The sequence below is a fragment of the Haloarchaeobius marinus genome, from assembly GCF_051207415.1.
GTDB lineage: Archaea > Halobacteriota > Halobacteria > Halobacteriales > Natrialbaceae > Haloarchaeobius.
In genome coordinates this window covers 305008-317551 of the sequence record NZ_JBPKGD010000003.1, presented here as the reverse complement: position 1 = coordinate 317551, position 12544 = coordinate 305008, and the positions used below count along the sequence as shown (strand labels likewise).

Sequence of the window (12544 nt, the reverse complement as noted above, 5' to 3'; positions counted from 1 at the left end):
GGGCCTCACTCGAAGAAGCGCGCCGGGACGTGGCGTGCGAGGGGCGCCGGCAGCGCCCGGGCGAGGGTCGCCCAAAGCGACGCGAGCCGCTTCCGGAGAGCCACGTAGGTCGTGGCGACGGCCAGTATCGCGACCACGACGGCCGGGACGGGGTCCGGCAGCGTGACCGCGGGGACCGCGAGGACGACCGCCGTCGCGAGGTCGCGGGGCGACCCGTCGTACGGCACGAGTCGCCGGGGAGAGAGCCAGCGGTCGTGGAAGTGGCTGTAGACCGCCTGCTCGGACTCGCCCTCCCACGGTCGCAGTTCGAGACCGCCCCCGTAGAGGTCCATCACCGGGTGGAGGGCCGCCGCGAGCAGGAACGCCGCGAGGGCGAGGGTGCCGGTCGCCGGGGCGGCGATGGCGAGTGCGACCGCCAGTCCCGCGGGAACCCACCCGAACACGGGGTAGTGAAGCGTCTTCCGGTGCCCCGCGTAGATGTCGAGGTCGGGGAACAGGCTCCCGGCGACCGCTGCCGCCACCACGACAGTCGGGTCGCCACCGCCGAACCGTACCACGAGCGTCGCGAGCACGAGTCCGGCGAGGGCGTGGGTCATGGCCATCATCACACCAGCGTATGGGCTCTGGCCTTACTAATGTGTCCCCTGCTGAAGGTCAGTGCGTGTCTTTTTCACCGGGCGCCGGCTACGCATCGACATGGACCGACTGCGGTCGCTGAATCGGGCCCTCCAGGTCGGCCTGCTCGGCATCCTCGCGCTCGGTGTCCTCACCAGGAACGTCAGCGTCGTCGTCAACGCGACGGCCGGGTTCGGCGTGACCCTGTTACCAGCGGTGCTGGCACGAGACAGGCAACTCCTGCTCGACCCGCGGTTCACCCTCGTCGTCACCGTCGCCGTCTTCCTCCACTCGGTCGGGATGGTCGGCCTGTACGACCGGGTGTGGTGGTGGGACCACCTGACGCACACGCTCTCGGCGACGGTCGTCTCGATCATCGCGTACACGGTCGTCTGGGCCGTCGACGTGTACGACGACGACCTCTACCTGCCGCCGCCGGTGACGACCGTGTTCGTGCTCACGTTCGTCCTCGCCGTGGGCGTCCTCTGGGAGGTCTCGGAGTTCGTGGCACGTGAGGTGGCCATCATGCTGGGGCAGGAACCGGTACTCGTCCTGTACGGCCTCGAAGACAGCATGCTCGACCTGGTGTTCGACATGGTCGGGGCCATCGCGGTCACGGTCCTCGCGACGACGCGACTCCGTCGCTGGGGCGAGGAACTCGCCGACTGGCTCGACCGACGACTGGAGGCAAGCTAGAAAGCCCTCCGGCGTGACCTACCCCTCGTGAACCCGGACAGATTCCTGGCGGCCGACGCCGACCGACGGCAGCTAGCCGCCGCAGTCGCCATCCTCGTCGCACTCCTGGTCGCTGGCAGTCTCCTCACCAGCCGCCTCTTCTGGTTCTTCGAGAACCCGGAGGTGGTCCGCGAGGCGGTGGCCGGATTCGGCGTCTTCGCCCCGGTCGCGTTCGTCCTCCTGCAGGCCGCACAGGTCGTCGTCGCACCGATTCCGAGTCACGTCCTCTCGTTCGCGGCGGGCTACCTGTTCGGACCCACGCTGGGGTTCGTATACAGCATGCTCGGTGCGACCGCCGGCACGTACGTCGGCCTCCTGCTCGCCCGCTGGTACGGCCGGCCGGCAGTCGAACGGTTCCTCACGCCCGAGGCCGTCGCCCGCTTCGACCGCTTCCTCGGCGAGTACGGTCTCGCGGGCGTGTTCGTCGTCTTCCTCCTGCCGGGCTTCCCCGACGACGTGGTCTGTCTCGTCGCGGGACTTTCGGACCTCGACGTCCGGAAACTCGTTGTCGTCGCCGCCATCGGGCGTACTCCCGGGTACCTCGTCCTCGTGTTCTCGGGCGCTGGCGTGGCCCAGGGTCGGCTCTACGAAGCGGCGTCCCTGCTGGCCGCGGCGGCCGTCGTCGGTGCGCTGCTGTTCTGGCGACGCCGCCGACTGCTCGCCTGGGTCCACGGACGGTTGCGTGACGACGCCGTTCCCCGCCAGTCCGAACTCTGACCGCACTCCGTGGCCGCCGACCCGCGATTCCGGCCCTCGGCGGCCGAGACGGACGAACGCGGCACGAAATCACCTCGTGACTCGGTGGGCGGGTTCCCGCCGCCCATCGATTCTATATCGTCGTATGGGATTTACGGCTGCAGGCCCGGCACCCTCCCCGTACGGTTGCGAGATGGCCCGGAACGTCCGATACGAGGGGTCGAACGGTACGGTCCCTCCCCGGCGTCGTCGATTCCGGACGTCGCGTACTCGAGGTCGTCGTACTCACGGAAGGACAGGCCGAAGAGGAACTCTATCGCACACGCGACCACGGCTGGACCCGCAAACCCCTGGCGTTCGGGGGCGTAGGTCGGCACCGTGTCTCCGGGGTGGCGTCGGTCCCGACGCTCCCGGGCCTCTCGCCCGGGGTTCCGGAGCCTCCTGCTCGTCGGTCTGGTCCACGTAACAAACCACATCTCACGATACGAAACCGGGGCCGTCAGTCCGAGCGCGGAACCGCCCGCCCGGTCGTGACGTCCGCGTCGGCCAGCAACTCCAGTACCTCCAGTTCCCGGGCCAGGGTCCCGTCCCCGATGGCTGCCATCTCGCTCTCGAAGTAGTCAGCGAACGACGCGAACCGGTCGGCGTACGCGGGCGATACCCGGAGGTCGGTCGACCGGCGCTCCCAGCGGCCGAGGTCGTCGTACTCGGCGACCTCGATACCGTCACCCGGCGGATCGCCGTCGTCATCGCGCATCGCCACGGTCCAGTTCCGACAGAGGTCGGCGTACCTGGTCAGCAGCACGGCCTTGCGGACGCCGCTGTCGGCGAACCGCTCGGGCCCACCGTCGGGGAAGCGGACGGTAGCGGTCGTCTCGCTCTCGGCGCCGGTCCGGTCCGCCCAGCTCGCGCGCAACTGGAGCGACCCGTCGCCCCCGTCGGTCCGACGGACCTTCGCCAGGACGACGCCGCCCTTCGTTTCGCCGGCCTCCCGGTTCGAGGCGAACAGCGTGTTGACCCGCACGAGTTCGCCGGTCGACTCCTCGGCGGCCGAGGAGCCGTACACCGTCTCTATCTCGTAGCCCTCGGCCTCGAGTTCCAGCGAGAGGTCGAACACCAGCGGGGTCACCATGTACTCGAAGCCGTCGGTGAGTCGCTCCTCGAACTCGTCGGCGGAGTGGACCGAGTAGTGGTTCGCCCCCCGAACGCTCGTGATGGCGTCGATTATCTCGGTGTTGAAGTCGACGCCGACGCCGACGAACGTCGCGTGGACGCCACGGTCGGCCTCGGTTTCGAGGCGGCCGCGGAGGCCGCCCTCGCTGGTGTCGCCGAGGTTCGGCATCGCGTCGGTGACGACCGCGACGCGGTTCTCGTAGACTGTCGGGTCGGCGTCAGAAACCTCGTCGAACAGGTCGCTGGCGACGTCCATGCCGGCCGAGAGGTTCGTCCCCCCGCCGGCCTCGACGTCCGCCTCGATGTGGCTACGGATGGCCTCCATGTCGGTCGTCTCGACCGGGTTAAGGGGCTTGGCGACGGTCGCCTGGTCGTTGTAGAGGACGACGCCGAAGCGGTCGCCGGGGCGGAGTCGCTCGGTCATCGACGCGAGGGCGTCGCGGGCGACCGCTATCTTCTTCCTGTCGTCGCGCTCCTCGTCGTCTGCGCCGTCGTAGTGATACTCGTCGAACGGCGACCCCATCGACCCGGAGACGTCGAGGACGACGACGAAGTTCAGGCGCTTCCGGTCGAAGTCGTCGGCGTCGAGGCCCGAGTTCAACCCGACCGAGAGGTAGCGCTCGGTCTCGCCGGAGATGGGGTCGGCCGAGACGGCGGGGGCGTAGCTGGGACAGAACAGCGACGAACAGTCGCCCGACGCGCCCGTGTCGAAGTAGTAGTCGTAGAACAGTCCCTCGTACGGCATGTCGGTCGGGAGTGGGAGGAAGCCCTCCTCGACGTTCCGCCGGAAGTTGTTGACGTCCTTCGCGCCGCCGGCCGCGAGGCCGACGGTGGAACCGGCAGACGTCTGTGCGGTCGGCGAGCCACCGCTGCTCCCACCGTTCGGGCTGGTGCCGCCCTGCCCGATGTCGGCGGGGTCGTACTGCCAGTCGTCGACGAGTTCACCCGGCGGGGCGGTCGTCGGGAGGCTTCCGTCCGTCGGCGAGTCGGTGCTACAACCGGCCAGCGAGGCCACGGTGGCCGTCGCCAGCGCGAGGAACGAGCGGCGGTGTCGCGGGGACATACGCACTCCTTTCCCGTACCCGACCATAACGTGACTCCAAGCTGAAACGTCGGTTTCAGCGTGGTCGCGCCCCGAGACCGGAAGCGGCCCACTTTTGTCGAGACTGGCCCTTCGTTCGGACATGACCGAGTTCGACGCCGACCGGTTCGAGGAGGAGAAGTACGTCGACTACTTCCCGCAACTCCAGCAGGCGTACAAGAACGCGTTCGAGGCGATGAACGACGAGTTCGACTCCAACCTGGTCCACGCCATCGACCAGCAGGTGCTCAACGAGTCCGAACCGTTCTACGACGAGACCGACGGGTTCCGCATCGAACTCCCGCCGGACCCGTACGACCGGTTGACGGCCGTCGTCGTCGACGAGGAGAAGTTCGAGGCGGTGCTGGAACGCTACCGCGAGGAGATTCGGTCCGAACTTCGCCGCGTGTTCAGCCTGTGACGCCGCGGTTCCCGCCGGGTACTGTCGGCCTCACTCGGCGGATTCGAGGTAGGACCGCGCCTCCTCGTCCGTCACCTGCGTGAAGGAGTCGTAGAACTGACCGACGGCACGGAACTGGGAGGGCGTCTCGACGCAGATGACCTCGTCCGCCTCCGCCCGGAGTCGCTCGATAGTGTCGGGCGGCCCCACGGGGACCGCGAGGACGACCCGGTCCGCACCGGCGGCGTACGCCTGCCTGAGACAGGCGATGGTCGTCGCGCCCGTCGCCACGCCGTCGTCGACGACGAGGGCCGTCTTCCCGTGCAGGTCGAGCGGTTCCCGCCCGGTCCGGTACGTCTCGACCTTCTCGGCGGCGGCCGTGCGCTCCGTGACCGTCTCGTCCTCGATGTACCCCTGGCTGACGCCGAGGTCCTCGACGAGGGCGTCGTTCACCCACACCGTCCCGTCGCTGGACACGGCGCCGATGGCGAGTTCCGGGTTGCCTGGCGCACCGAGTTTCCTGGCGGCGACGATGTCCAGCGGAATCCCGAGTTCGTCGGCGACGGCGCGTCCGACCGGGAGACCACCCCGGGGGACAGCGAGCACGACGTCCGCCTCCACGCCGCGCTCTCGTACCATGTCCGCGAGTCGTCGACCGGCGTCGGTTCGATTTGCGAACATGGGACACGATACGCGACGCTCTCCTTTCTGTGTTCGCCGAGGTGTCACCCCGGCTAGAACTCGGCTATCGCTGTCCGTCGCCCACGTCACCCGGGTCAGAGGTCCCGGCCGGTCTCCTGCTCCGCGACCTCCTCGACGCCCTCCGAAATCGCCTCCTTCGCGCCGCCCTCCCGGAACCCTTCGATCGCTTCCAGTATCACCTTGAGCACGTTCATGTTCGTCTGTCACTCGATACCAGATAGTATAAACGTTGGGACGGGATGACGACGCGATTCGGGCCGTCGGTCCGCCGCGGACGACGCCGTCGTCTCCGGCGGCAGACCCTGGTGCGCAAGGTTTAGGGACGAGCGCCACCAACCTCGCCGTATGAGTACCGAGACACAGGACGGCGACGACCTGGAAGAGCGCGTCACCAACTTCCTCCGTCGCAACTTCCCACAGATTCAGATGCACGGCGGTAGCGCGGCCATCCGCGACCTCGACCGCGAGACCGGCGAGGTCACCATCCTGCTCGGCGGTGCGTGTTCGGGGTGTGGCATCTCTCCGATGACCATCCAGGCCATCAAGAGCCGCATGGTCAAGGAGATTCCCGAGATAGAGCAGGTCCACGCCGACACCGGGATGGACGGCGGCGGCCACGGCGGTGGGGGCGGTATGTCGCCGTCGTTCCCCGGTGAGACCGTCGACGACGATGACGGTGAGAGCGACGAAGGCCCGCAGGCCCCGTTCTGAACACCCGACCCGTTCGATCCTTCGCTGTCTCCCGGCCCGTCGAAAACAACAGGTCTTAGTCCGTCGTCCACGCCTTGGCGAGTATGGACCGCACCGACACGTCCGGGCGGAACGTCCTCTTCGTCGTGATGGACACGGTGCGCAAGGACCACCTGTCCGTCTACGGGTACGACCGCCCGACGACACCCGGACTGGAGGATTTCGCCGAGGAGGCGGCCGTCTACGAGCAAGCCGTCTCGCAGGCGCCCTGGACGCTCCCGGTGCACGCGTCGCTGTTCACCGGTCTCTACCCGAGCGAACACGGGGCCAGTCAGGAGAACCCCTACCTCGAGGGCGCGACGACGCTGGCAGAGACGCTCTCGGACACGCACGAGACGGCGTGTTACTCCTCGAACGCGTGGATCACGCCGTACACCCACCTGACCGACGGGTTCGACCGTCAGGACAACTTCTTCGAGGTGATGCCCGGGGACTTCCTCTCCGGCCCCATCGCCCGGGCGTGGAAGACGATGAACGACAACCCGACGCTCCGTCGCCTCGCCGACTGGCTGGTGAGCGTCGGCAACCTGTTCCACGAGCGCCTCGCCAGCGGCGAGGGCGCCGACTCGAAGACGCCACAGGTTATCGACCAGACGAAGGCGTTCATCGACGAGGCGGCCGCCGACGGCGAGGACTGGTTCCAGTTCGTCAACCTGATGGACGCACACCTGCCGTACCACCCGCCGGCGGAGTACCGCGAGGAGTTCGCGCCCGGCGTCGACTCGACGGCCGTGTGCCAGAACTCGAAGGAGTACAACAGCGGTGCCCGGGACATCGACGACGACGAGTGGTCGGACATCCAGGGCCTGTACGACGCCGAGATACGCCACATCGACGCCGAACTCGCGCGCCTGTTCGACTGGATGAAGGCCGAGGGCCACTGGGAGGACACGCTGGTCGTCGTCTGTGCCGACCACGGCGAACTGTTCGGCGAACACGACCTGTACGGTCACGAGTTCTGCGTCTACGACCCGCTCGTGAACGTCCCGTGCATGGTCAAGCACCCGGCGGTCGACCCGGGTCGGTACGACGAGCAGTTCGAACTGCTCGACCTCTACCACACCGTCCTCGACCACGCGGGCGCCGACGCGACCGACGGGGTCCGGCTAGACCCGGCCCGGTCGTTGCTGCGTGACGACCACGGCGACCGCGACGACGGCGAGTACGCCTTCGTCGAGTACGCCCGGCCAATCGTCGAACTCAAGCAACTCGAACAGAAGGCCTCGGCCGCCGGCGTGAGCCTCGACGAGGACTCCCGGTTCTACTCGCGGATGCGGGCCGCGCGCCGTGCCGACGGCAAGTACATCCGGAACGAACGTATCCCCGACGAGTTCTACCGCCTCGACGAGGACCCAGGCGAGCGCGACGACCGCATCGACGCCGCCGACCCGGTCGTCGAGGAGGTCGTGGCGGCCCTCGAATCGTTCGAGGAGCGCGTCGCAGCCGACTGGGGGGACGGCTGGGACGGGTCGGGCGGCGACGACGGCGACGAACTCGACGACATGAGCGACGACGCGAAGGAACGGTTACAGGACCTCGGGTACATCGAGTAACGTGACCCGACAGTCAGGGGGGTCGTTCGCGGAGCTGTTCGGCCGCGAGACGCTCGTGAAGATGGCGCTCGGGTTCGCCATCGCGCTGGTGCTCGTCTACCTGCTCGGGACCGTCGTCGGCTGGGAGGGGACGCTCGACCGCCTCGCGCGGGCGAACCCGTGGTGGGTCGCCGCCGGGTGTGTGTCGACGCTCCTCTGCCTGATGGCGTGGGGGCGGGCGTGGCAGATCGTCCTCGGCGTCGGCGGCATCGAGGTGCCGTACCGGAGACTGGTGGTGACGTACTTCGCGGCGACGTTCGCCAACTACGTGACCCCGCTCGGGCAGGCCGGCGGCGAACCGTTCATCGCGTACGTCCTCTCGCGGGACACCGAGGCCGACTACGAACAGAGCCTCGCCAGCGTCGTCACGGCCGACCTGCTCAACCTGCTCCCGTTCTTCAACTTCGCGGCCGTCGGCACCGCCTACCTGGTGCTCCAGACGTCGCTCGGCGACACCGAGACCGTGGGGAACCTCGTCGTCGCACTCGGGGCGCTCGCCGTGAGCATCCCCATAGTCGTCTGGGTCGCCTGGCGGCGTCGGCAGGCCGTCGAGGAACTGGTCGTCTGGTTCGTCCGCCCCGTCGCGAGGGTGACCGACTGGGTGACCGTCGCGGGGACGAGACACCGTATCGAGCGCTTCTACGCGTCCATCGAGCGCATCGCCGGCGACCCGTGGGCGCTCGCCCGGGCGCTGGGGTACTCCTACGTCGGGTGGCTCTTCTTCACGCTACCGATGTACGCCGCCATCCGGGCGACCGGTGCGGAGATGCGGACGCTCCTCATCTTCTTCATCGTGCCGGCGAGCACCATCGCCGGCATGGTCCCCACGCCCGGCGGCCTCGGTGCCGTCGAGGGCGCGCTCACCGTCCTGCTCGTCAGGGTGGGACAGTTGCCGGCAGACACCGCCTTCGCCGTGGCGTCGCTCTACCGCGTCGAGAGCTTCGTGTTCGCCCTGGGCGTCGGGGGCATCGCGGCGCTGTGGGTGACGGCACGGGTCTGAGCCGTCCTACTCGCTGCCGAGTCCACGCGCCTCCTCCCACGCCCGCAGGAGTCGGGTCGTCGTCTCACAGACCGGGACGGAGACGTCGGCGTCCCGGACCGTCCGGGCCCGGTCGACGACGAAGCCGGTGATGGCGTCGACCTCGGTGCGACGCTCCCGTTCGACGTCCCGCAGCATCGAGGAGGTGTTCGCGGCGGTGGCGTCGGCGACCGCCTCGACGGCCCCGACGGCGACGCGGTTCGGGAGCCACACGTCGTGGCCCCGGGCGACACGGGCCGTCTCACGTGCGGCGTCGCACGCGAGGCCGTTCGCCGTGCCGTCGAGCAGCGCCCCGTTCTCGACGCGTACCAGCGCCGTGACGGCGTTGATGCCGGCGTTCACCGCGAGTTTCTCCCAGAGTCGCCGGGGCATGTCGTCGGCGAGTTCGGCGACGAACCCACCGCCGCCGAAGGTCGCGGTCAGCAGGTCGTCTGCCGGGCCGGTCCCGCCCTCGGCCGGCCCGAAGACGACGTCGCCGAGGCCGGTACACGCGACGACGCCCGGTTCCCGGAGCATCGCACCGTAGGTGACCGTGCCGGCGTACACGGGGCAGTCGAGGTGGGCAGCGAGCGTCTCCTCGTTACCCATCCCGTTCTGGAGCGAACAGACCGCGTCGAACGTCCCGGTTGCGAGGTCACGCGCCGCCGTCCCGGTGTCGAACGCCTTGACGGTCACGAGCGCGAGGTCGGCGTCGAGGCCGGTCCCGTCGGTCGTCGCACGGGGGTGCACCGTCTCGGTCCGGTCGGGGAACTCGACCCGGAGGCCGTCCGACTGGACCGCCGAGACGTGGGGGTCGCGGCCGACCAGCGTCACCTCGTGGCCGTCGGCCTGGCAGATACCGCCGACGAGACTGCCGAGGCTGCCGGCGCCGTAGACGACGATTCGCATACACGTGCTTGCGCGCGGGAACGAGAAAAGGATGGCTCCCGGGCGGTCGACGGGGTCGAGTCAGTCCTCGGTCCAGTAGTAGATGTCCTCCCGGGGAGCGCCACAGTTCGGGCACTCGTCGGGGATGTCCTCCTCGATGTGGTCCATCTCGCCGCACTCCCAGCAGCGCCACATCAGTTCGGCCTCGCCGAGATCGTGGCCGGCGCGGAGGTGTTCGACGCTCATCCCCCGGATGCCGTCCATGGCCGTCACGTAGAAGCCGTGCTCGTCGAACCCGCGGACGTGGCCGACCTTCGTCCCGTCCTCGTCGTAGAGGGTGGTACCGAACCGTATCTCGGCCTCTTCTTTCTGACCCATACCTACGGAAACGGCGCGTGGAATCTTAAACGATGTGTCGTCCCTCGTTCACCTCCGTCGTCGGGTGCTCCTCCGCCCCCGATTCCGACGACGCGGCCACCACCCGGGACGGCGGTCCGACCGGTACCGCGAGGTACTTTGTGCCGCCGGGACAATCCACGGCACGATGCTCGACCTGCGCAGCGACACAGTCACGAAACCGGACGAAGCGATGCGGGAGGCGGCGCGGACGGCGCCCGTCGGCGACGACGTCTACGAGGAGGACCCGACGGTGAACGAACTCGAGGCGGAGGCGGCGGGACTCGTGGGGATGGAGGACGCGCTGTTCGTCCCCTCCGGGACGATGGGCAACCAGGTGGCCGTCCGCACCCACACCGACCGCGGACAGGAGGTGCTCGCCGAGCGCGAGAGCCACGTCGTCAAGTGGGAACTGGGCGGGATGGCACAGCTCTCGTCGCTCCAGGTGCGTACGCTCGACGGTGGCCCTCGCGGCGTCCCGACGGCCGACCAGGTCCGCGAGGGCCACGTCGCCGAGGACCTCCACCGGCCGGGGACGGGGCTGCTCTGTCTGGAGAACACCCACAACTCGAAGGGTGGCGTCGCCATCGAACCCGACGCCATCGCGGCGGCGGCGGACGCCGCCCACGACCTCGACGTGCCGGTCCACCTCGACGGTGCCCGCGTGTTCAACGCCGCCGTCGCGCTGGGCGTCCCGGCGACGGAGCTGACCGACCCGGTCGACTCGGTGATGTTCTGTCTCTCGAAGGGGCTCGGCGCTCCCGTCGGGTCGATACTCGCCGGGCCGGAGGCGTTCGTCGCGCGGGCACGCCGGACCCGGAAACTGTTCGGCGGCGGGATGCGCCAGGCGGGGATGATCGCGGGGCCGGGGCTGCAGGCGCTCTCGAACGTCGAACGACTCGCGGACGACCACGAGAACGCCCAGAGGCTAGCCGACGGTCTCGACGCCCTCCCGGGGCTGTCGGCCGCCGCCCCCGAGACGAACATCGTGCTGGTCGACACCAGCGAGTTCGGCACCGCCGAGGAGTTCCTCGACCGCTGTGCCGACGAGGACGTCATTGGGTCGGCCTTCGGGGAGTCGACCGTTCGGTTCTGTACGCACTGGGACGTCGACGAGGACGACGTCGATGCGGTCGTCGAGCGCGTCTCGTCGGTCGTCTAGGCGGTCGTCAGCGGTTCCTGCCGGAACCCTTCTCCAGGCCCTCGCGGAAGCCGAGGACGGTACGCCGGAACAGCAGGTAGAAGAAGAAGATGAGTACCAGCAGGAGAACGACGACGAACAGCGTGAACGGGTCGTCGGTGAAGCCGCCGAACTGTGCGGGAACGGGTATCTGCATGGTCTGACGTTCCGCATCTCGGCGTAAAGGCGTTTCGACGCGTGCCGCCGGCCGATTCGGCGGACGCCGGATGGTGAGTTCTCGACGGGTCGTGCCATATCCCTCTACCTATCGGACCGCCCGGGGTGTCGGACCGGACGGTTTAAGACGAAATCGTCCTCGATTCCGGCGCCATCCACCGAACGGTAACGCGCCCTTAACCACGAGCAGGAACGGCCGCGCTGACTGTCGGTAGAGACACAAACAGCCGTCTAAGATATACAAACCTTCATGGCATACGATGACTAGTCGTACGACATGGCCGACCTGTTGCCCTCCGCTCCAGATACGTCGGCGGCCGACGACGCGGAACCTCGCGTCATCGGACTGGACAGCGAGGACGCCGACGAACTCATCGGGGCACTCTCTTCGGCAACTGCGCGAGAGGTACTGACCGCACTCCACGACGAGCCTGCGACGCCGTCGCAGCTCGCGGAGACGGTCGATACCTCGCTCCAGAACACCCAGTATCACCTGGAGAAGCTGGAGGACGCCGACATCATCGAGGTGGTGGACACCGCGTACTCGGCGAAAGGTCGCGAGATGAAGGTGTACGCACCGGCAGACCAGCCGCTCGTCGTCTTCGCAGGTGGTTCGGAGCAGTCGAGTGGCCTGAAGGCCGCTATCTCGCGGCTCCTCGGTGCGTTCGCCCTGCTCGCGGTGGGGTCGTTGTTCGTCCAGCAGTTGTTCGGTGGTGGTATCGGAGACTTCTTCACGTTCGGTGGGGGTGGCCCCTACGACGGCCAGCCGCTTCCGCCACCCACGACGGAGACCGTGGCGGGTAATCCGAACGAGACGACGACGACGGCGACGACGACTGCCGTCGAGACGACGACGGAGGCGACACGGCTCGCCACCGACACCGCGTCGGCGTCCGTGTCGCCCGGACTCGCGTTCCTGCTGGGCGGGACGGTCGTCCTGCTCGCCGGTTTCGCCTACTGGTACACGGCCAATCGCTGACCGTCTCCCGACTCGATTCCGAGGCTCAAACGCCCCTTTGTGCCTACGGTAACTCTTTTGATACGTATTCTGAACGTACAGGTGCGTCCCGGGGCTTCGGCCCTCCACGCAGCTGGCACGCTCCCCCGGGACCGTGCGTCGGCTTCCAGACCGACATCCCGA

General features: G+C 68.5%; 14 protein-coding genes. 8 read left to right on the top strand and 6 right to left on the bottom strand.

Translation table 11 applies throughout. The features are described from left to right. Nucleotides 1-5: 5 nt before the first annotated feature. A complete protein-coding gene (locus ACSC1W_RS13565) occupies nt 6-605 on the bottom strand; it encodes a metal-dependent hydrolase (protein ID WP_435348066.1) in 600 nt (199 codons plus the stop codon). 91 nt (nt 606-696) lie between these two features. On the opposite strand from ACSC1W_RS13565, the gene ACSC1W_RS13560 reads away from it, so the two are divergent. Both ACSC1W_RS13560 and ACSC1W_RS13555 read left to right on the top strand, forming a co-directional pair. Beyond that, nucleotides 697-1311, top strand: coding sequence for a DUF2238 domain-containing protein (locus ACSC1W_RS13560; RefSeq protein WP_435348065.1), 615 nt, complete (start codon nt 697-699; stop codon nt 1309-1311). A 27-nt stretch (nt 1312-1338) separates the two neighbouring features. After that, on the top strand, nt 1339-2067 hold the full coding sequence (locus ACSC1W_RS13555) for a TVP38/TMEM64 family protein (RefSeq protein ID WP_435348064.1): 729 nt from the start codon (nt 1339-1341) through the stop codon (nt 2065-2067). A gap of 478 nt (nt 2068-2545) precedes the next feature. Here the strand turns inward: ACSC1W_RS13555 and ACSC1W_RS13550 are convergent, their stop codons facing one another. Further along, nucleotides 2546-4282 carry a vWA domain-containing protein gene (locus tag ACSC1W_RS13550; RefSeq protein ID WP_435348063.1) on the bottom strand — a complete coding sequence of 579 codons (1737 nt, stop codon included), beginning with the start codon at nt 4280-4282 and terminating at the stop codon, nt 2546-2548. Between the two features lie 121 nt (nt 4283-4403). Between ACSC1W_RS13550 and ACSC1W_RS13545 the strand changes: the two genes are divergently transcribed. Then, nucleotides 4404-4721: a DUF5783 family protein gene (locus ACSC1W_RS13545; RefSeq protein ID WP_435348062.1), complete on the top strand. Its 318-nt coding sequence runs from the start codon at nt 4404-4406 to the stop codon at nt 4719-4721. 30 nt (nt 4722-4751) lie between these two features. Here the strand turns inward: ACSC1W_RS13545 and ACSC1W_RS13540 are convergent, their stop codons facing one another. Then, on the bottom strand, nt 4752-5381 hold the full coding sequence (locus tag ACSC1W_RS13540; protein ID WP_435348061.1) for a phosphoribosyltransferase: 630 nt from the start codon (nt 5379-5381) through the stop codon (nt 4752-4754). Between the two features lie 366 nt (nt 5382-5747). Here ACSC1W_RS13540 and ACSC1W_RS13535 point away from each other — a divergent pair, with 366 nt between their 5' ends. The 3 genes from ACSC1W_RS13535 to ACSC1W_RS13525 all read left to right on the top strand — a co-directional run bounded on the left by ACSC1W_RS13535 (nt 5748) and on the right by ACSC1W_RS13525 (nt 8744). Then, nucleotides 5748-6113: a NifU family protein gene (locus ACSC1W_RS13535; protein ID WP_435348060.1), complete on the top strand. Its 366-nt coding sequence runs from the start codon at nt 5748-5750 to the stop codon at nt 6111-6113. Between the two features lie 83 nt (nt 6114-6196). Next, a complete protein-coding gene (locus ACSC1W_RS13530) occupies nt 6197-7705 on the top strand; it encodes a sulfatase (protein ID WP_435348059.1) in 1509 nt (502 codons plus the stop codon). Between the two features lies 1 nt (nt 7706). Beyond that, nucleotides 7707-8744, top strand: a complete 1038-nt coding sequence (locus ACSC1W_RS13525; RefSeq protein ID WP_435348058.1) for a lysylphosphatidylglycerol synthase transmembrane domain-containing protein — start codon at nt 7707-7709, stop codon at nt 8742-8744. A gap of 6 nt (nt 8745-8750) precedes the next feature. Here the strand turns inward: ACSC1W_RS13525 and ACSC1W_RS13520 are convergent, their stop codons facing one another. Both ACSC1W_RS13520 and ACSC1W_RS13515 read right to left on the bottom strand, forming a co-directional pair. After that, nucleotides 8751-9671, bottom strand: coding sequence for a ketopantoate reductase family protein (locus ACSC1W_RS13520; RefSeq protein ID WP_435348057.1), 921 nt, complete (start codon nt 9669-9671; stop codon nt 8751-8753). A gap of 60 nt (nt 9672-9731) precedes the next feature. After that, on the bottom strand, nt 9732-10028 hold the full coding sequence (locus ACSC1W_RS13515) for a DUF7130 family rubredoxin-like protein (protein WP_435348056.1): 297 nt from the start codon (nt 10026-10028) through the stop codon (nt 9732-9734). A gap of 166 nt (nt 10029-10194) precedes the next feature. Here ACSC1W_RS13515 and ACSC1W_RS13510 point away from each other — a divergent pair, with 166 nt between their 5' ends. Next, on the top strand, nt 10195-11208 hold the full coding sequence (locus tag ACSC1W_RS13510; RefSeq protein WP_435348055.1) for a threonine aldolase family protein: 1014 nt from the start codon (nt 10195-10197) through the stop codon (nt 11206-11208). 7 nt (nt 11209-11215) lie between these two features. Here the strand turns inward: ACSC1W_RS13510 and ACSC1W_RS13505 are convergent, their stop codons facing one another. Continuing rightward, nucleotides 11216-11383, bottom strand: coding sequence for a DUF7859 family protein (locus ACSC1W_RS13505; RefSeq protein WP_435348054.1), 168 nt, complete (start codon nt 11381-11383; stop codon nt 11216-11218). Between the two features lie 297 nt (nt 11384-11680). On the opposite strand from ACSC1W_RS13505, the gene ACSC1W_RS13500 reads away from it, so the two are divergent. Then, a complete protein-coding gene (locus tag ACSC1W_RS13500; protein ID WP_435348053.1) occupies nt 11681-12382 on the top strand; it encodes an ArsR/SmtB family transcription factor in 702 nt (233 codons plus the stop codon). Nucleotides 12383-12544 lie beyond the last annotated feature (162 nt).